Source organism: Chitinophaga lutea (genome assembly GCF_003813775.1).
Classification (GTDB): domain Bacteria; phylum Bacteroidota; class Bacteroidia; order Chitinophagales; family Chitinophagaceae; genus Chitinophaga; species Chitinophaga lutea.
On sequence record NZ_RPDH01000002.1, the window covers coordinates 1,894,183 to 1,914,086 of the forward strand.

Here is a 19,904-nt window from a genome sequence, read left to right on the forward strand (position 1 = left end):
TACGAAATCATGCGCAGAATTCTTAGTCCGCTTTCAGTGTTTGCACCGGGTTCATACGCCCCGCCCGGATAGCCTGGAAGCTGACCGTGAACAATGCGATGACGACCGCCACCACGCCGGCGATGATAAACACCCAGGCGCTCACATCGATACGGTACGCAAAGTCTTCGAGCCAGCGGCGCACACCGAACCAGGCCAACGGCCAGGCAATGAGGTTGGCTACGATCACCAGCTTCACAAAGTCGCGGCTGAGCATCATCACGATGTTCTGCACGCTGGCACCCAGCACCTTGCGGATACCGATCTCTTTGATGCGGCGTTCGGCGGCGAATGAGGCGAGTCCGAACAAACCCAGGCAGGATATAATGATGGCCAGGCCGGTCAGTACGCCCACCACCACGCTCACCTGCTGATCTGCCTTATAGATAGCGGCAAAATGCTCGTCGAGGAAAGTATATTTGAATGGATGACCGGTAACGTGTTTATTCCAGACGCTCTCCACAAATGCGATGGTTTCTTTGGCCTTGCCGCCATTGATGCGAATAGACATTTCACCATATCCCCAGTCTTTCTGGTTAAACATGGCGAGGGTTTCGATTTTGTGGTGCAGGGTATTGAAGTTAAAATCCTTCGACACGCCGACGATACGGCCGGTAGAGTCCATTCCCCCGAAGCCGAACATTTTGCCGATCAGCGATTCATACCCTGCACCCTTTTTGCTGTCTTTCAGCAGCTCTTTCGCCAGCGTTTCATTGATCACATATTCCTTCGCATTGGCGCCGGCATCGGGTGAAAAATTGCTACCCAGCAAGACGGGGATCTTGTACACCCGCAGGTAGTCTTTATCGACCACGACGGTGGACGAAGTCAGTTCCCGCTTCGGGCCGTCGCCGCTGTGAAAGGCTACGCCGCTCTGGTGAATATTGTTGCCCAGCCGCTGTTGCGAGGCGGTAATGCCGCCGACAAGGCTGTTGCCGCTCAACTCCTGCTTCATGGCTTCATATTTTCCGTTCGTCTCATTATCCAGGCGGATGAGCACTACCTGCTCGCCAGTAAACCCACGATCGCGGGTTTGCATGAAACGCAACTGTTTCAGGGCGAAAATGGTGGCGATGATGAGGAACACGGCGGCGGAAAACTGCACCACCACCAGCACGTTGCGCAGTGTGCCCTTGTTGCGGCCCACTTTGGGCGAACCTTTCAATACTTTGACCGGCTCGAAAGAAGCGAGGTAAACGGCCGGGTACAGGCCCGCCAACACTCCCACCAGCAATGTAGCTGCAATCAGGCCAGGCAGTATGAACGGGTTGCCGAACAAGGGCAGTTTCAGCGCACGGTCGCTGAAGTCGCCCACCCAGGGCAGCACGAGCTTTACGATCAATACGGCAAACACCATCGCCATCAGGGTGAGCAGGATCGATTCACTGATAAACTGCCAGCCCAACTGGAAACGGCGCGCGCCGACGGCCTTCCGCACGCCTACTTCCCTGGCCCGTTCGGCGGAACGGGCGGTGGAGAGGTTCATGAAGTTGATGCAGGCAATCGCCAGGATGATCACCGCAATGATGAAAAAAATATACGTGTAACGTTTGTCGAATTTCTTTGCATTGAGATAATCGTGGGTGATGTTGGAGGAACCAGCATGCACTTCTTTCAGTGGTTGCAGGAACAGTTCATAAAACCTCCAGCTGTCGCCCGCCGCCATATGCCTTTTCAGGTAATCAGGGAATTTTTTCTCCATCGCCGCCACATTCACATGATCTGCCAGCACCAGGTAAGTGGTCAGCCAGTTTCCGCCCCAGTTTTGTGACATCCGCGGATGATAGATGGTGCTGAAAGGAACGAGCGCTTCAAATTGCAGATGCGAATTTTCCGGTGCGTTTTTGATAATACCGGTCACCATCAGGGCCGTTGTATCACCAATGTAACGCATCACCGTTTTTCCCATCGGGTCGGCATCACCGAACAGTTTTTCCGCAAGGGCCTCCGTCAATACGATGGTATTGGGTTTCATCAGCATCGACTCCCGTTGACCGTCTACTGTTTTGAAATCAAACACCTGCAGAAAAGTGGAGTCCACGATCAGCAGCTTTTCCGTAAAAAGCCGCTTGCCTTCATAGTTCAAATCCACTTCGCCCTGGCCGCGCACACGCACGAAATTTTTAATTTCCGGAAACTCTTCTTTCAGCGTATTGCCCATCGGGTACATGCTGAGTGCCACATTTTGCGGCGCCACCATTCCTTCGTATTTCTGCACTTCACACAGCCGGTAAATGTTCTTCGAATGCATGCCGTCGAAACCCCGTTCGAAAAACACGAACAGCAGGATGACGATGCAGGCAGCCATACCAATGGCGAGACCCAGAATGTTTATCGTGGAGAAGGTCTTATTCTTCCACAGGTTGCGCCACGCGGTTTTCAGGTAACTACGGAACATACAGTGGTTTTAGAGGAGAATCCGTATGGTTGCACAAACAGAATACCATGTAAAAAGCAGCTGATAATCAAAACATTACCATCTTTTCATGTCCGCCTGTTGTCCGTTTTCGGCACAGGGACTGTCCGGAAATGAACAACAAACGGGGCAGGGCGGATGTTGTACTAGAAAACCTGCTATCATGAAAACTGCAACCCGGCTCCTGTTATTCACGTTGTTATGTGCCTGCAGCACCCCCACACAGGTCACCAATTTCTGGAAAACCAACCAGCCCGCCGCCAAAACCTACCACACCGTTTTTGTAGCGGCGCTGGTGAACAGTGTGAATGTAAAAGCCTCCATCGAAAACCATGTATCCGCCGCAGCTGAAGCGAAAGGCCTGAAAGCGGTTAAAAGCGGCGACGTGTTCCCGCCCAATTTCACCAAAGAGAACATGCCGGATAAAAAGGTGATGCTCGACAAACTCCGGCAGTTAGGCTGCGACGCCATCTATACGGTGACGCTGGTAAAAAAGGAAAGCGAAAGCCGGTATGTACCGGGCTCCGGCCCCTATGCACCTTATCCGCGCTACGGCTGGTACGGTAGCTTCTGGGGATATTACAATTACTGGTCGCCGATGATGTACAGCCCCGGGTATTATACCACCGACAATACCTATTACATGGAAACCAACCTGTACGATGCGGAAACGGAAGCATTGCTGTTTTCCGTGCAATCAGCCACCTTCAACCCCAACAGCGTGGAAGATTTTTCGAAGAGCTACACCAAAGCCATCGTGCATGAGCTGACGGCGCAGGGGCTCCTGAAATAGCAACAGGCTGACCGGAAAAGTCCGGTCAGCCTGTTGCTAAGTTATATAGAGGAACAGATAAAAAATTATTGTTTATCCCACCGGATCCTGCCGCGGGTATCGGGGCGGTCTGCACCGTAAGTCGCGTCTTTCGCCTTTATGTCCGCCACCGCTTTGTCGAGGTTCACGTTGATTTCCGTGGAGGTGGACGGGAGGATGAAACGGCAGGGATGGTCAGGTTCTGTGAACCACGCCTACCAATTATTTATGCTGGTCATAGTCCTGTATGGGAATAGCCGCCGTAAGCTGCTCATATTCGCCCTCGTTGAGCCGTGGCGCGGCCGCGGCAGCTTCCTCCAGCTGCACCATGGTCCGGATGCCCACCACGGCGGAAGCGACCACCGGATGCATCAGCACATACTTCAGCGCCGTTTGCGCCGGGCTCCGAAAAGGCCCGGACAAGGCGGCCACCGCATCTTTTGCCTGCTGCACTTCGGCCTCTGAATACGACAGATAAGGCGTAGCGGGTTTATCGATCAGCAACCCCTTCGCCACGCTGCCCCTGGCCACCACGCTGATGCCGTGCTGCTGCAATATGGGCAGGCAGCTCACTTCGGGCCGCCGGTCGAGCAGGCTGTACTGCATCATCACACTCACGATATTGGAACGTTTGGCATATTCGCGGATCACATTCGGACGGATGGACGAAATACCGTAATAACGGATTTTACCCTGTTGCTGCAGTTGTTCGAAAGCGGCGATGATATCGTCGATAGGGTCGTCTATGGTGCCGCCGTGCAGCTGGTAAAGATCGATGTAATCAGTGCCCAGCCGTTTCAGGCTTTCTTCCACGGACGCCAGGATGTACTCCGGGCGGGGATTCCAGTCCCACCCGCTGCCGTCCGCCCGCCACTGGTTGCCCACCTTGGTGGCGATCACCACTTCCTTCCGCCGGTCGCGCAGGGCTTTACCGACGCTGCTTTCGTTAAAACCTTTGTCGTACAGATCGGCCGTATCGAAATAATTGATGCCGAGCGCCACCGCGCGATGCAGCAGGCGGGCATTGTCTGCGTCATTCAAGCCGAGCGACATACAGCCGAAAGAAACTTCACTGACCTTTAAATCGGAACGGCCTAATACCTGGTAGTTCATGGTGCTTGCATTGTATTTCAAATGTAACACCATTTACGCCGGTATCAGGCCGTTGAAAAAAATAAAATGAATCCCATCAATACACGATGATCTCATCCGTAAAGATGAAACCCTTCTGTGTTTTGGCTTTCACACGGATATAACGCGCGGACGCGCCTTTCAGGTCAAATACAAAATCTTTAAAAATGAGTTTGTTATGCGTGGGCGGCACATCGTTGTCTATTTTCTGCGCGAGAGTAAACTGCTGCCCGTCGTTCGAGGTGTATACTTCCACCGCCGGCGGCATGTACACACCGGGGCCCGTCAGCTGCATAAAACCCACCGACAAACTGTTGAGGGGCGTCGCCTGCTCCAGGTCGATCGTCACGTCGAGCCCTTTGTTCAGGAAACCCTGCCATTGCCCGTCGCCGTAGGTCAATGAGCCGCGGTAACCGTTCACCAGCGTGGCTTCGTTTTGTGCGGCGTAGCCTTTGTAATAAGGCTCGTTATACGTTACTTTTTTGCCGAGCGCTTTATGAAAGTCCAGCGGCAACGAAGCGGGCTGTCCCTGCATGGCCGTATCCCTGAAAATCGCAGCTTTTATTTTTGCGGAGCCTTTGATTTCGAATGGACCGGCATACTGTGCCGATGCGGCGGTAGGTGTGCTCCCGTCGAGCGTATAGCAGATGAGCGGCCGGTATTGTTCTGAATCGAAAGTGATCAAAGCGGAACCGGTTTGCGGGCGGATGTCGGTTTTGATTTGCAACTGGTAGGAAGGGCGGTAATAGTTGACGTTCTTTTTTTGCAGCAGCGGATAATGTGCCTGCAACCGCGTTTTAAAGTCGTCCCAGTTTTTCAGCTGCAGCGGCGTCCACAATACTTCCGCCAGTGCCAGCATCCGCGGGAAGGCCATATATTCCACCTGGTAGGTAGTGGGCATATATTCCGTCCAGATGTTGGCCTGTGCGCCCAGCACGTGATGGGCCTTCGCTGCATGCAGCTCTGCCGGAACGGGATTGTAGGAATATACTTTCGATAACGGCAGGAAACCGCCTATGGCCGGCGGCTCTGTGGCCGGATCGGCCTGGTAACTGTCGAAATAACAATAACCGCCCGGTGTCATGATCACATCGTGACCGGCTTCGGCGGCCGTGATGCCGCCCTTTTCGCCGCGCCAGCTCATCACCGTCGCTTCCGGCGCCAATCCGCCTTCGAGGATTTCATCCCATCCGAGTAATTTTCTTTTTTTACCGACAAGGAATTTTTCCATTCTCCTCACGCCGTAACTCTGCAGTTCCTCCTCATCTTTCAGGCCTTCTTTTTTGATGCGCTGCTGGCATTTCGGGCAGTTCTTCCAGGCTTTCTTCGAGGCTTCGTCGCCGCCGATATGAATGTAGCGGGAAGGAAAAATTGCCATCACTTCCTGCAACACATCTTCCAGGAAAGTGAATGTACTGTCGTTACCCAGGCAGAACTCCGAATTCTCATAAGGTTTGCCGGTGCACGACAAATGAGGATACACGGCCAGCACTTCTTCGGAGTGGCCGGGCATTTCTATTTCCGGAATAACGGTGATGCCCCGCTTCGCCGCATACGCCACTACGGCTTTGGCCTGTTCCTGTGTATAATAACCGCCGTAAGCGTTGGCGTTGCCTTCGGGTAAATACTGGCGGCCGTTGGCCCACCAGTCCATGCAATAATTATGCGTCCGCCACGCTGCAGTTTTCGTCAGCTCGGGGTATTTGTTGATTTCGAGGCGCCAGCCCGCACCATCGGTGAGGTGCCAGTGGAAAGTGTTGAACTTGTAGAGCGCCATCAGGTCGATGAACTTGTAAATAAATTCCACCGGGTAAAAGTGCCGCGACACGTCGAGATGCATGCCCCGGTACCCGAAACGCGCACTGTCTGTAATATGCATGGCGGGCAGGTGCAGGTCGCTCCCGTTCAGCAGGTACAGCTGGCGCAGTGTGTTCACGCCGTCGAGCGCGTCGGCGAGCTGGCGGGCGGACAGGACGATCCTGTTTTGTTCTATTTTCAGCTGGTAACCGTTCTCTTTACCCCTCACGATAACGATACTGCCGGCAGATGCGGCGCCGGTTCCGGCAGGCAGCCGGAGATATTCTCCCAGCAGGCCCGCGGCGGGTTTGAACACTGGGTCCGCCACGATCCGCGGGCTGCTCTTAAAGTCGAATCGTCCTTCTTTCTGCTCCATTTTCAGCGGCCGGGGAATAAGCGCCGGTTCCTGCGCAGCGGCGCCGAGCGTGGTCAAAGCCAGCACCATGGCACTAATTACTATTTTCATTGCACTGTTCCTTTTAATACGGGCGTGAAGATAGTGAATGAAAGGAAAAACCGCACCGCTTTCAGAAACACCCGGATTGTTGCAGAAAGTACCATCCTGCCGTTTGCAGGGGGCTTATCTTAGCACGATGAAGAAACTCTGCATGGCCATCCTCATGGCATTGCCTGCGTGGCCCCTGGCCGCGCAAAAAATCAAAGCCGACCTGCTGGTGCATTCCGCTACCATCATCGATGTGCGCAGCGGACAGCTGATCACCGGCAAAGCTTTTGCCATCCGCAACGATTCCATACTGGCCGTATTCGATGCCGGCCAGCGCAACCGCTACGACGCTGCAACCGTCATCGACGCAAAAGGCAAATATGCCGTGCCCGGTCTTTGGGACGCACACATTCATTTCGGCGGCGGCGACTCACTCGCCCATGAAAACAAAAACCTGCTCCCGCTTTTCCTTGCCCACGGCATCACCGCGGTGCGCGATTGCGCGGCAGATATCAGCCACTTCGTATTGCAGTGGCGCGACTCCATCAACAACGGCACCCTGCAGGGCCCCACGATCTTTACGTCAGGCCCCAAACTCGAAGGTTATAAATCCGTCTGGAAAGGCGACATCGAAATAGGCACCACCGCAGAGCTTCACCACGCCCTCGATTCACTCCGGCAGTTGAACGTCGACTTTATCAAAATCACCGACAACACGCTGCAACCAGCCCTGTATCTCGAAAGCATCCGCGAAGCGAGGAAACGCGGGTATGTGATTTCCGGCCACGTGCCCTACGCCATCCCGATGAAACAGATCGTGGACGCGGGCATCGGCTCCATCGAACACATTACCTACCTGCTGAAGGCCGGGTCTTCAGAAGAAGAAAATATCTCCGCACAAGTAGCGGCCGGCCAGCTGAAAGGCCGCGACCTGAGCCAGCGGATAACAGATACCTATAACCGCGAAAGCGCGTTGAAAATGTACCGCTACATGGCGCAGCACGGCACCGCCGTAACGCCAACCCTCAGCCTGGGCCACCTCCTTGCATACTTCGACGAACACGATCCGCGCAAAGATGCATACCTGCAGTACATCGGCAAAGGCCTGCAAAAAACATACGAAGGCCGCGTGAACAACATACTGAAACACGATGCCGCAGCCATTGCCGCACGCAAAGCTGCATTCATCAAATCCGCTTCCGTATTGCCCGTATTGCAGGAAGCCGGCGTAAAGATTCTCGCCGGCACCGATGCAGGATATCTCAACTCATACACCTATCCCGGCCTCGGCCTGCATACGGAACTGGCGCTGATGGTGCAGTATGGCCTCACGCCGTTACAGGCGTTACAGGCTTCAGTGATCAACGCACCGGAATTCCTCGGTAAAAAGTCCTACGGCAGCATCGCCGCCGGCAAAAAAGCCGACATCCTGCTGCTGAACGCCAACCCGCTGAAAGACATTACCAATACACAAAAGATCGACGCGGTCATCACGAAAGGAATTTTCCTGAACCGCCGTCAACTGGATGGCCTGTTGGCAACAACCGCGGAGAAAACCGCAAAGGGCATCTAATTTCCATATCCTGTCAGAAACAAAAAGGCCGCCATTACGGGCGGCTTTTTTTTGCGGAGAAAAAAAATTTTTGTGGTGTCGGTTTTTTCATTTTATATTTGTCCACAAGATTGGTAGACTAATAAATATCCAACCATGACAGCACACCACATATCACTCCCGGCCAGCTACCGCCCAGCCATCAACGTCATGCGCCCCGGTGCATGTTGTTGTTGTTGATGCTCATCACCGCTTCTCCGTACACCCACTGCACCAGCCATTATATCGATTCACCTGCATAGCGGGCAGGCACTCTCATGCATTTTATTTCAAAAACCAACCAAACTTTTTTACCATGAAAAAGGCAGCACACGCCGCGTTCCGGTTTGAAGGAACCATTACCCCTGCACAGCAGCAATACTTCAACAAGCACGGGATTATTCAGTTCAGGAACTTTGTAGACAAGGCCACCGTAGCACGTTTCATCCGGGAAACGGAACAAGTGCAGGACCAGCTCCTGCGCTACGACATCCGGAAAGTAAACGGCATTCCCCTCAAATTCGGCCACGACGATGAGGGCCGGCCTTTCATCCAGCGTATTGCTTTTGCTTCGCAGTACAGCACCGTGCTCAGTAATTTCCTCAAAGACAAACGGCTCGACGCGCTGAAAACACTGCTGCAGCCATACGATGGGCGCATCAGTGAAAACGAAAAGGACGGGCTGGTGGTGAACCATTATCTCAACACTGCCAGCAGCGAGTTCAAACAGCTCGGCTGGCATACCGACAGTCCGCGTGACCTTTTCCTTGGCAGCCGCATCATGCCGATGCTCAACGTGGGTTTGCACCTCGACGACTGCCCCTATGCACATGGCGGCCTGCGGGTGCTCCCGGGCACACACCACCAGGGGCTGTTCCGTCTCTTATTCAGAAAGAAGTATTTCATCGATCATCAACCAGATAAAAAGGAAGTGGGTTTCGATATTGAAGCCGGCGACCTCACGATCCACGACGGGCGGTTATGGCATCGTGTACAACAGTCGCCGTTCACAGGAGAAAAAAGCCGGCGTCGGGTAATGTACATCCCCGTGATCACGGGGGCGTACCAGCCCAAGCACGCCGGCAGCCCCACTCCTTTCTACCACCGCCTCGCCCAGTTGAAACTGCGCCCGGCGACAGCAAAAAACACACCGGTACCGGAACTGCACGTACGGTAGGATTTTTCATCAACAGCACAGCCGCATGGCCCGGATTATTTCATTATTCAAACACAACATCATGTCATACGCACTCGTCACCGGCGCTGCCAAAGGAATCGGCAGGGCCATCGCGGCGGAGCTCGCCGCAAAAAAATATTCCCTGCTACTCGCCGATATCGACGGGCCGGGGGTACGGGAAGTAGCCGGAACGCTCAGCAAACAATACGGCATCGACGCACAATACCTGCAAACGGACCTGTCGCAGCCCGGTGCGGCCGATCAGCTGAAACTATGGACGGGCGGGTATCACCAGCTGCTGAACGTAGTGGTGAACAACGCGGGATACGGATTGAACGGAAGGTTCGAAGAACTGTCGCTTTCCTCGCAGCTCAACATCATCGACCTGAACATTAAGACGCAGGTGGCCGTATCGCACGCCTTCATTCCCATCCTGCGCAGCTTCCCGCAGTCGTACCTGCTCAATGTAGGCAGCACCACCGCTTTCCAGTCAGTGCCCTACCTCAACGTATACGCCGCCACCAAGGCGTTCGTACTGTCGTTCACACGCAGCCTCCGCCACGAGCTCAGGCAGTCCCCCATTTCCGTGAGCTGCCTCATTCCGGGCAGTACCGACACGGATTTTGTGAACCGTGCGGGCATGGGCGCCGGTACGCTCAGAATCGCCAGCCGTTTCAACATGACGCCGGAAAGTGTGGGTAAAACCGCCGTGCAGGGGCTCTTTGCCGGTAAAGCCGAAATCATCCCCGGTTTTACCAACCGGCTCAACGCCTTCTTGCCGAAGTTTTTCCCGAAAGCATTCGTGGAAAAAATCGCAGCCGGTATTTACCGCCCCAGGCCGGAAGAACCGCTGCTCAAACCGGTTACCGGACATGTATAATTAATTTTCATTTTAATTTAAATTATTATATTTAGCTCAGCGACAGACCTTATAGAAAGAAGCAACACAAGGAAACATTAGAGCTATGAACGAAGACACAAACAAGCCGCTGAGTATTATCGACAAATTAAAGTTACACCCACCTCCCGAACAGGAAGAAGCGACGCAGCAGCGAAAAGGCAAAGACTGTCCTGCCTGCGGCGCCCGGAGCGCCAAACAGGCCGGCCTTACGCACTGTGCCTACTGCGGGTACGAATTTGCAAATTCAAACAATACTTAAAAAAGAGCCGGCCAGATGACCGGCTCTTTTTATATCGTGTAATGCCGGTGAGGGAAGCCGACATCAAACGGTACCCTTCCATGTAATCCCGGTTCATCATACCAGGCAAAAAAATAAGGTATCCGCGCCCAAGCGGATACCTCCTGTCCATCTTATTCGAACGGCGAAAGGCAGTCTTTCTGATACAAAACTACCCCTCTTGCAACAAATCGCCGATGTCAAACCAGTCAATAAAAGGGGGCATTTGTGCCAAAAAATTATCCTATCTTAGTAATTGCCAATTCAACCTGACAATGAAAAAAGTAACCGTTTTACTAAGCCGAAAGTACCGTCACATCAGCATTGCGGCCATCCTGGACGTATTTCAGACGGTCAATTCCTTTTATAAAGACAATACCGGCGAGGCTTTTTTCGAGCTCACCCTGGTGAGCCTCGATCCGCACCTGTCTGACCAGCTGTTGTACGATCAGTACCGGCCGGTGCCCATCCAGCAGGCCGGCCAGGCTGATCTGGTGCTGGTGCCAGCTTTCCAGCCCGGAGATACGGAGTCGCATCTGCAGGACAATCACCCCTTCTTTCCCTGGCTGCAACAGCAGTTCCGGGGCGGGGCGGAGGTAGCCAGTTTTTGCACCGGGGTGTTCATGCTGGCCGCCAGCGGCCTGTTGCGGAATAAAAATGCCACTACCCATGTAACGGCGGCCGGGGAACTGGCGAGAAAGTTTCCAGATATCAATGTATTGTCCAAAGCCGTCGTAACAGACGATGGCGGTGTGTACACCAGCGGAGGCGCCACTTCCACTTTTCACCTGCTGCTCCACATCCTTGAAAAATATTGCGGACGGCGTGTGGCCATCTACGTAGCCAAGCTCTTCGCCATCGATATGGACCGGGAGCAGCAATCATATTTCGCGGTATGGTCGCCCTCCCACCGCCACCAGGACGAACTGGTGTCTGAAGCGCAGCTCCGCATGGAAAACCGCTTCAAAGACCGCGTGACGGTGGAAGAAGTAATCCGGGACCTGCCCGTAAGCCGCCGGAATTTTATACGCCGCTTCAAGCTGGCCACCGGCATCACACCCATCGAATATCTCCAGCGCATCCGCATAGAAGCCGCCAAAAAACTGCTGGAACAAAAGCAGGAAAACATCACCGGCGTGATGATGCATGCAGGTTATGAAGATGCAAAAGCCTTCCGCCAGGTGTTCAGAAAAATAGTGGGCCTCTCTCCGAAGGAATACAGGGCCAAGTATGCGGGATAACGTTTATGCTATCATATTTTTATAAAAAAAGATGCACCATATTCCGGTGCATCTTTTTTGTTTGGAGTGAATATTCTTCGGGCTGATCATCTGCCGGTTCCCGCGAGCAATGGAAAAAGATCCGCCCATTCAACTTATTTTCGAACAACCGCGTCCGGTTCCGCCGCAGGGCAAGCACCATCCGCACAGCATGCTTTTTAACGGAATTGCTCACTCACCACCAGCTCTTTACCACCGGCCGCATAGTTATAAAAACCCGCCCCGCTTTTCACACCGAGGTGGCCGGCCGTTACCATATTCACCAGCAACGGGCAGGGCGCGTATTTCTGGTTGCCGAAACCGTTGTACAGCACGTGCAGGATCGACAGGCAAACATCGAGACCGATGAAATCCGCCAGCTGCAGGGGGCCCATGGGATGCGCCATGCCCAGCTTCATCACGGTGTCTATTTCATGCACGCCGGCCACACCTTCATACAGCGAATAAATCGCCTCATTGATCATCGGCATCAGAATGCGGTTGGCGATGAACCCGGGGTAATCGTTCACCACACAGGGCACTTTCCCCAGTTGCAGCGACAGTTCCGTGATCTGCTCCGTGATTGCTTTTTCGGTAGCATAGCCGTTGATGATCTCCACCAGTTTCATCACCGGTACGGGATTCATGAAGTGCATGCCGATCACCTTGCCCGGTTTGCGGGTTACGGCGGCGATTTTCGTAATGGAGATGGAAGAGGTATTGGTGGCCAGCACCGTGTCGGGGCCGGTATGTTCATCCAGTTCGCGGAATATTTTCAGTTTGAGGTCCACGTTTTCCGTGGCCGCTTCCACCACCAGGTGCACGCCCTGTACGCCGGAAGCAAGGCTGGTAAAAGTTTGCAGGTTAGCGAGGGTTTGCTGTTTGTTTTCTGCGGTGATGATTTCTTTTGCGATCTGCCGGTCGAGGTTTTTGGTGATGGTCGCCAGGGCTTTGTCGAGCGCGGGCTGCGACACATCAACGAGGTGAACCGAAAAACCGTGTTGGGCAAATACGTGCGCGATACCGTTGCCCATTGTTCCGGCGCCGATCACAGCTACTTTCTGCATAAGGAGTTATTTTGGTGAATGGTCCTGATTTAAAGCGGCAATTTAAGGAAAAACCATTCACACCCGGCAAGGCTTAATCTTTCCGTTTAAAATCGCCCCGCTTCCACGATTCAATGAACTGCGCCCAGGCAAGCGGGTTGAAAATGTTTTGTGGAGGTGTTTGCCCCGCGTAATACAGGGACTGCTGCTGTTTCTGCATGAATACATTATAGGCGCCGCCGGCGTCGATGGGCATCGACTTGGCAAGGGCCCGGAGTTTGGCGGATTCGTTGTTTTTACGGGCCACCTCGTACATGTCGTTCGGGATGTCCATGCTCACGAACAGTTTTTCAAATTCGCGGCGGGAGGGGAAAGGTTTGATGATGGTTTCGGCCAGGTACACCGTGTCTTCCGTCATCAGCTGGATCATGGAATAACTGTTCCCGACCAGGTCCGCGGGGATTTTATAGTTTTTGCGGCGGAAACCTACCGCGCTGAACATCAGCGTATCTCCCTTAAATGCGACGATGGAAAATACCCCCTGGCTGTTTGAGATCGTACCGCGGTTTTGCCCCTTCACGAGGATGCTCACCGCCGGTATGGCACGCAGGCTGTCCGCCGTCATGGTAATACCGGAAATCTGTATAATGCTGTCTCTGAATCCTTTGAGCTGTGCTTTTAACAAAAACGGCAGGAACAGCAGGGAAAAAAGTATGATCAGTTTTTTGTGCATGTAGGTACTAAGATAATTTGTTCCTCCCGGAAACACGAATATAAAACCAACAAATTAAACCTCATTTTAGGTTAACTTTGCTGATCGGAAACAATTTTAACAACAATTTATGATCACAAAAGAGAAGGTACTTGAGGCCCTGTCAAATGTGGAAGAACCCGATCTGGGCAAGGATCTGGTGACACTGAACATGGTGAAGGACATTGAGATCGATGGTAATAAAGTTAAGTTCACGGTAGTACTGACCACTCCCGCCTGCCCGCTGAAAGAGATGATCAAAAACGCCTGTGTAAATGCGATTGTGCACCTGGTGAGCAAGGACGCGGAAGTGGAGGTAAAAATGACCGCCAACGTAAGTTCGAACCGTAAAGACGGGAAGGCGCTGCTGCCCAACGTTAAAAATATCATCATGGTCGCCTCCGGCAAAGGCGGGGTGGGTAAATCCACGGTGGCTGCCAACCTGGCACTGGCATTGGGCCGGGATGGCGCGAAGGTAGGCCTGATGGACGCCGACATTTACGGCCCATCCGTTCCCATTATGTTCGGCGTTCGCGGCGAACGCCCGATGATGGTGAATGTGGAAGGTAAGGGCATGATCGCTCCCATGGAAAAATACGGCATCAAATTTATGTCGATCGGCCTGCTGGTAGACGAAAAACAGGCCATCGTATGGCGCGGGCCCATGGCCAGCAGCGCGCTGAAACAGTTTGTGTCCGACGTGTACTGGGATGAACTGGATTACCTGATCATCGACATGCCCCCCGGCACCGGCGATATTCACCTCACCCTGGTGCAGACCGTACCGGTAACCGGCGCCATTATCGTGACCACTCCGCAGGACGTGGCCCTCGCCGACGCCAAAAAAGGCATCGGCATGTTCAGCAGCCCGCAAATCCGCGTGCCGATCATCGGCCTGGTGGAAAACATGGCTTATTTCACGCCGGCAGAGCTGCCCAACAACAAATATTACATCTTCGGGAAAGAAGGCGGCAAACGCCTCGCCGAAGAACTGGAAATCCCCTTCCTGGGCCAGATACCGCTGGTGCAGAGCATCCGCGAAGGCGGCGACGACGGCGTACCCGCGGTTGCCGGCAACGATGCCATCAGCAGGCAGGCCTTCGCCGATTTTGCCGGCGCCGCCGCCCGCAGCATCGCCATGCGGAACGCCAACCTGGAACCGACCAGCGTAGTGGAAATCACCGTATAAAAAATTCACTTTCCCGGCGCCGCACCACGGCGCCGGGAGTTTATACCGCTATTATGTACGCCCCCAAGTATAACCAGGAAAAAGACTGGGACACCGTGGCCGCTTTTATCCGCCAGAACAGCTTCGGCCTGCTCGTCAGCATCGACGACGGCCTGCCCACCGGCACGCATCTGCCCATTGAACTGGCGGAAAAAAAGCCGGGGGAATTTGTGCTCCGCGGGCACATTGCCAACGCCAACCCGCAGTCGAAAACATTCACCACCGGGCAGACCTTTATGGCCGTGTTCATGGATCCCCACAGCTACATTTCTTCATCGTGGTACGCGAAGGAAAAAATTCCCACCTGGAACTATATCGCCGTGCACATTTACGGCACACTGCGCATCCAGACGGCGGGCGAACTGGTGGAGTCCCTCTCCCACCTGATGGAACGCTACGAGGCAGGCTCCGCGCAGCCCGTGAAGATGAGCGATATCAGTGAAAAGGAACTGCACAATAATCTGAAAGCCATTACCGGCTTCGAGCTGAGCATCGACCGGGTAGACACCCGTTTCAAACTCAGCCAGAACCGCAACGACCATGATTATTTCAGCGTGGTAGACCATCTGAAGGAATCCGGCGACGACCATTCCATGCGCATTGCCATGGAAATGGAGAAGCGGCGGGAAAGGAAGTAGGCGGTTTGCATTGCAATAAAGCCGGTTCCTCCGTATCCGAAAAATTCCCACGGCGTTCATCGGCATAAAAATGGCCGCGCTACAGCAATGTTGCTGTCAGGCATAGAGAATTCCGGTGATGAACACACCTAGCTTCCCTCCAAAAAATACAAGCGCCGCCCCACGGCGTTCATCGGCATACAAAGGGCCACGCTACAGCAATGTCGCTGCCAGGCATGGCGAATTCCGGTGATGAACACACCTCGCTTCCCTCCCGAAAATACAAGCGTCGCCACGCGGCGTTCATCGGCATAAAAAAGGGCTGCACCCACTTGGACGCAGCCCTTTTGTTATCAGAAAACCTGTCGTTTACAAAGTAAATACCTTCCCTCCCACGATCACATCCTGCTTCGCCTCGTCGAAGGTAGCCTTGAGCCCCGTGCGGTACGCCGCCGTGCCCATGATCAGGGCGATGGAATGCGAATAGGCCGCTTCTATCGGCGCATTTGTTTTGATATCCTGTTTGCGCACGCATTGCATCCAGTTATGCACGTGCGCCAGCGTGGTATCGTCGCCGCCCGTGTTGGCGCTCGTTTCCACGGCCGCAGCGGCGGCAGAGAGGTCCATTTCCGGCAGCAGGTTCGCTTTCATACCCATTTCTTTCGCTTCTCTTTCACGCAGGCCGCCGGTGGGGCTGATCTTGTTGGTGCTCATATCGATCATGCCGCCGTTGGAATAATACAGTTCTTTGGTGCCGCCCGCGGAGTTGTGGAAGCGGGAGCTGTATACCACCTGGAAGCCTGTTGACGGGTCGTTCTGCGGACCGTAGTCGAACACGGCGGTGAGCGTATCAGGATTGCTGCGCCCGTCTTTCCACTGGTAGATGCCCCCGTTGGCCACCGCGCTGCGCGGGTGTTTGAGGCCGCTGAACCAGTGTACGGTGTCGATCTGGTGCGTCATCCACTGGCCGAAAATGCCGGAGGAATACGGCCAGAAAAGACGGTATTCGAGATACTTGCGCGGATCCCAGCTGTCTTTCGGGCGGCTGCAGAGGAAACGGTTCCAGTCCACGTCCGACTCCTTGATGCTTTTCGTCAGGTCGGGGCGGCGCCAGCGGCCCGGCTGGTTCACGTTCCAGGTCATTTCCACCATGGTGATGGGGCCGAACTTTCCATCCTGGATGAATTTGGCGGCCGCGTGGTAGGAGGGGCCGCTACGGCGCTGCGTACCTACCTGGAACACCCGGTTGGAGGCCTTTACCGCCTTGAGGGCGTTGCGGGCGTCTTCCATCGTTTCCGCGAAAGGTTTTTCGCAGTACACGTCTTTTTTGTTTTTCACCGCCTCGATGGTGTGAAAGGCATGCTGGAAGTCGGCCGTGGCGATCATCACGGCATCGAGGTCTTTTATTCGGTACAGCTCATCATTGTTCACACAGGCCTGTACGGAATGGCCCAGTTTTTCCGACAACATGGCCTTTCCTTCTTCCCGGCGGCGGTTCCAGATGTCGGAAACGGCCACGATATCAAAGTTCAGTTCTTTGTGATACTTCAGGAAGCTCGGCATCAGCGCCTGGCGGAAACGGTCTGAAAACCCCACCACGCCCACATTCACGCGGTCGTTGGCACCCAGGATGCGGGCGTAGCTGCTGGCGGGCATGCCCATGGCGCTCAGCGCGATACCGGCGCCACCCATCATGGACAGTTTCAGGAATTCCCGGCGGTTCTTATTGGTGTCAGTCATTGTAAAAGCGTTTTATTGTTGATATGTCGGTTTATTTGCGGTACGCTGTTTCCAGCTGGCTGCGCAGGTAGGCCAGCGCGGGACGGCATTCTTCGGACATGTTTTTCCAGCCGCACTCGATGGTGATATTGCCCTTGTAGTTGGCCTTTTTTAACTCCGCCAGGTAGGGCACAAAATCATCTTTCGCCGTGCCCGGCGCGCGGCGGCCTTCTTTTTCGGCAATGTGGCAATGCACCAGGTACGGCGCTGCTGCGGCAATGGCGGCCGGCGCCTCTCCTTCCCGCTTCATGTGATAGATATCCGCCGTGATTCTGAAATTGGGATGGTTCACGGCTTTCACGATATCGGTGACGATGGCGAGACTGTTGATGAAATTATCCTCCGATTTGTTGAGGTTCTCGATGGCAATGATGCGGCCGTATTTTTCCGCCACCTGCGCCATTTTCCGGGAAATGGCGATCAGCTGCTGCTTCGCCTGCTCCGGATCGAGGCCCGGCTCCAGCTGGCGCGCACCGGCGCTGCCGAACACGATGATGCGCACACCGGCTTCACGGGCCCGCTGCATCAGCGTATCCACATACCCCAGTATCACCTCCTCGTTGGCCGTGGGGCCCACCAGACGCACCGTCGCCGGCAGGAAAAGATTGCAGCTCGGCACTTTCAGGTGCATCTTTTTGAAGCGCCCCAGCGTACGCTGATAGGTGCTGTCGGGAATGGAAGGAGCAAACAGTTTGCGGGCGCCTTCCTCGATGTAATTGAACCCGGCCGCACTCAACAGGCTGTCGTTTTCGTAAGAAGTCGCCACACCGATCTGCGGCATGTGCCCGGACTGTGCATTCGATTGCAGGAATATTGCAAGGGAAAGGAGGGAAATAGTAACAAAAACGAGCCTTTTCATGGAATTTGTGCTTTTTCGATAACGGTGGATGCAGAAAAATTAATAACTAAAATCGGAAAATCAAAATAAGGTTTTGGCAAAAATGCCTGAAATTCGCTGCTAATTGCAAATTACACTATGAACAGACAGGACTTGGTGCAGCTTATCAGGGAGCGGAAATCTTACCTTTGTATTGGACTGGATACGGACATTCAAAAGATTCCCAAACACCTGTTATCCCACGCAGACCCCATCTTTGCCTTCAACAAGGCGATTATCGACGCCACAAAAGATCTTTGTGTGTCGTACAAGATCAACACGGCATTTTACGAATGCCAGGGCATCCGCGGCTGGGAAAGCTTACAGCGGACGGTGGAATACATTCCGGACGACATCTTTACCATCGCCGACGCCAAACGCGGCGACATCGGCAACACATCGACCTACTACGCAAAAACTTTCTTTGAAACCTACGGTTTCGACTCCGTGACGGTAGCGCCTTACATGGGCCGCGACAGCGTGGAACCTTTCCTCGCTTTCCCCGGCAAATGGGCCATTGTGCTGGGCCTCACTTCCAATGAAGGCAGCAAGGACTTCCAGCAGACCAAAATAGGCGAGCGCTTTTTATATGAGCAGGTAATGCAGACCACTGCATCCTGGGGCAGCGCGGACAATACGATGTTCGTGGTAGGCGCCACCCAGTCCGCCGCAGTGGCCGATATCAGGAAACTCCTGCCCGACCACTTCTTCCTGGTGCCCGGCGTGGGCGCGCAGGGCGGCAGCCTGAAAGAAATCTCCGAAAAGGGGCTGAATAAAGACGTGGGATTGCTGGTCAACGCCAGCCGTGCCGTGATTTATGCCGGCAACGGGGAAGATTTCGCGGACGATGCCCGCAAGGCCGCGCAGGCCTACCAACGGGAAATGTCACAATACCTGGTATAAACTTTTTTTACACTGGATAGAGAAGGGAAATGCGATGCGTTTCCCTTTTTTGTTGGTCTCAGCCGCTAGTGAAAACGATGCCTGCTGGTACAAGGCGCTTTAATGATGTGAGAAATCCTGATTTCAGGACCAGGTTCATCACCGATGAAGTGTCTGTTTACCTGAGTTGGGGAATAGAACCAAAGCAGGACTTTAGTCCCGCATCCCAACCGCTGCACTTTCAGTGCATGGGATGCTAGTTGAACGGGCGTTGTTACATCCGGAGGATGCGCTTTAAACCTGGGAAAGCGTATGCTGGCTTTTGTTTCGGGCAGGCGGTTGTTACCGCCCCCGGGATTTACCGCGCAGAGGAATACAGGAAAAGAAAGCGCTCCCGTCTATTTGAACACACAGTTCTTCACCGTCCACCAGGGTTTCACCTCGAACCGGAGATACTGCGTAATCACGGCAGTATCGCTTTCCATCAATCGCACCGCCTCGAGGCTGTCTTTACAGTCCAGGATGAACATGCTGCGCATGCGGCCGCTGTCTCCGAAAGAGCCGGCCACCATCAGTTTGCCTGCATCCGCCAGCCGGCGGATGTGGCTCATGTGTTTTTCCTGGATCAAAGCGGCCGTAACGGCATCCTGCTCCGGGGCCGGGCCTTTGGTAAGAAAAACGGTCCAGTATTTTTTAACTTCCGTCTGCTGCGTGGTATCGCTCTGCTCCGCCACCGCCGGTTTGAATTTGATGCTCCTCGGTAAAAAAGCGGCCACCACAACGGTGAGGAAAACCGCCAGTAAAAACACAGGCAACAGTTTAGCCATACACTCAGATTTGCCGGGCTAAGGTAGCAAATCTCCGTAATTCCGTAAATTGA

The 19,904-nt window shown here is 54.0% G+C and carries 17 protein-coding genes; 9 read left to right on the forward strand and 8 right to left on the reverse strand.

The genetic code is table 11. From position 1 onward, the window contains the following. Nucleotides 1-22: 22 nt before the first annotated feature. Nucleotides 23-2,437, reverse strand: coding sequence for an ABC transporter permease (locus EGT74_RS19860; RefSeq protein WP_123848306.1), 2,415 nt, complete (start codon nt 2,435-2,437; stop codon nt 23-25). Nucleotides 2,438-2,618: 181 nt separating this feature from the next. On the opposite strand from EGT74_RS19860, the gene EGT74_RS19865 reads away from it, so the two are divergent. Then, nucleotides 2,619-3,248 (forward strand): hypothetical protein, encoded by a 630-nt coding sequence (locus tag EGT74_RS19865; RefSeq protein ID WP_123848307.1) that lies wholly within the window; start codon nt 2,619-2,621, stop codon nt 3,246-3,248. Nucleotides 3,249-3,488: 240 nt separating this feature from the next. Here EGT74_RS19865 and EGT74_RS19870 read toward each other — a convergent pair whose 3' ends face one another. Together EGT74_RS19870 and EGT74_RS19875 are read right to left on the reverse strand one after the other, a co-directional pair. Then, nucleotides 3,489-4,400: an aldo/keto reductase gene (locus EGT74_RS19870; protein WP_246008259.1), complete on the reverse strand. Its 912-nt coding sequence runs from the start codon at nt 4,398-4,400 to the stop codon at nt 3,489-3,491. 55 nt (nt 4,401-4,455) lie between these two features. Continuing rightward, the gene (locus EGT74_RS19875) at nt 4,456-6,660 is read right to left on the reverse strand and encodes a glycoside hydrolase family 20 protein (RefSeq protein ID WP_123848308.1); all 2,205 of its coding nucleotides are present in this window, start codon (nt 6,658-6,660) and stop codon (nt 4,456-4,458) included. 127 nt (nt 6,661-6,787) lie between these two features. Here EGT74_RS19875 and EGT74_RS19880 point away from each other — a divergent pair, with 127 nt between their 5' ends. The 5 genes from EGT74_RS19880 to EGT74_RS19900 all read left to right on the forward strand — a co-directional run bounded on the left by EGT74_RS19880 (nt 6,788) and on the right by EGT74_RS19900 (nt 11,826). Then, nucleotides 6,788-8,212 carry an amidohydrolase family protein gene (locus tag EGT74_RS19880; RefSeq protein WP_123848309.1) on the forward strand — a complete coding sequence of 475 codons (1,425 nt, stop codon included), beginning with the start codon at nt 6,788-6,790 and terminating at the stop codon, nt 8,210-8,212. 334 nt (nt 8,213-8,546) lie between these two features. After that, nucleotides 8,547-9,407, forward strand: a complete 861-nt coding sequence (locus EGT74_RS19885) for a phytanoyl-CoA dioxygenase family protein (RefSeq protein WP_123848310.1) — start codon at nt 8,547-8,549, stop codon at nt 9,405-9,407. A 61-nt stretch (nt 9,408-9,468) separates the two neighbouring features. Continuing rightward, nucleotides 9,469-10,287 (forward strand): SDR family NAD(P)-dependent oxidoreductase, encoded by an 819-nt coding sequence (locus EGT74_RS19890; RefSeq protein ID WP_158618233.1) that lies wholly within the window; start codon nt 9,469-9,471, stop codon nt 10,285-10,287. An 85-nt stretch (nt 10,288-10,372) separates the two neighbouring features. Then, nucleotides 10,373-10,567 (forward strand): hypothetical protein, encoded by a 195-nt coding sequence (locus EGT74_RS19895; RefSeq protein ID WP_123848312.1) that lies wholly within the window; start codon nt 10,373-10,375, stop codon nt 10,565-10,567. Between the two features lie 293 nt (nt 10,568-10,860). Then, nucleotides 10,861-11,826, forward strand: coding sequence for a GlxA family transcriptional regulator (locus tag EGT74_RS19900; protein ID WP_123848313.1), 966 nt, complete (start codon nt 10,861-10,863; stop codon nt 11,824-11,826). Nucleotides 11,827-12,023: 197 nt separating this feature from the next. Here the strand turns inward: EGT74_RS19900 and EGT74_RS19905 are convergent, their stop codons facing one another. Further along, nucleotides 12,024-12,911 (reverse strand): 3-hydroxyacyl-CoA dehydrogenase family protein, encoded by an 888-nt coding sequence (locus EGT74_RS19905; protein WP_123848314.1) that lies wholly within the window; start codon nt 12,909-12,911, stop codon nt 12,024-12,026. A gap of 73 nt (nt 12,912-12,984) precedes the next feature. Further along, on the reverse strand, nt 12,985-13,623 hold the full coding sequence (locus tag EGT74_RS19910; RefSeq protein WP_123848315.1) for a carboxypeptidase-like regulatory domain-containing protein: 639 nt from the start codon (nt 13,621-13,623) through the stop codon (nt 12,985-12,987). 109 nt (nt 13,624-13,732) lie between these two features. Here EGT74_RS19910 and EGT74_RS19915 point away from each other — a divergent pair, with 109 nt between their 5' ends. After that, nucleotides 13,733-14,830: an Mrp/NBP35 family ATP-binding protein gene (locus tag EGT74_RS19915; RefSeq protein WP_123848316.1), complete on the forward strand. Its 1,098-nt coding sequence runs from the start codon at nt 13,733-13,735 to the stop codon at nt 14,828-14,830. A 53-nt stretch (nt 14,831-14,883) separates the two neighbouring features. Beyond that, a complete protein-coding gene (locus EGT74_RS19920) occupies nt 14,884-15,507 on the forward strand; it encodes an FMN-binding negative transcriptional regulator (protein WP_123848317.1) in 624 nt (207 codons plus the stop codon). A 348-nt stretch (nt 15,508-15,855) separates the two neighbouring features. On the opposite strand, the gene EGT74_RS19925 is transcribed toward EGT74_RS19920, so the two are convergent. Both EGT74_RS19925 and EGT74_RS19930 read right to left on the reverse strand, forming a co-directional pair. Then, complete coding sequence (locus tag EGT74_RS19925) at nt 15,856-17,226, reverse strand: Gfo/Idh/MocA family protein (protein WP_123848318.1); 1,371 nt, start codon at nt 17,224-17,226, stop codon at nt 15,856-15,858. Nucleotides 17,227-17,257: 31 nt separating this feature from the next. After that, nucleotides 17,258-18,124 carry a sugar phosphate isomerase/epimerase family protein gene (locus tag EGT74_RS19930; protein WP_123848319.1) on the reverse strand — a complete coding sequence of 289 codons (867 nt, stop codon included), beginning with the start codon at nt 18,122-18,124 and terminating at the stop codon, nt 17,258-17,260. Between the two features lie 117 nt (nt 18,125-18,241). Between EGT74_RS19930 and pyrF the strand changes: the two genes are divergently transcribed. Then, nucleotides 18,242-19,045 (forward strand): orotidine-5'-phosphate decarboxylase, encoded by an 804-nt coding sequence (pyrF, locus tag EGT74_RS19935; RefSeq protein WP_123848320.1) that lies wholly within the window; start codon nt 18,242-18,244, stop codon nt 19,043-19,045. Between the two features lie 377 nt (nt 19,046-19,422). Here pyrF and EGT74_RS19940 read toward each other — a convergent pair whose 3' ends face one another. Then, nucleotides 19,423-19,851 carry a YciI family protein gene (locus EGT74_RS19940; RefSeq protein ID WP_123848321.1) on the reverse strand — a complete coding sequence of 143 codons (429 nt, stop codon included), beginning with the start codon at nt 19,849-19,851 and terminating at the stop codon, nt 19,423-19,425. Between the last annotated feature and the right edge of the window lie 53 nt (nt 19,852-19,904).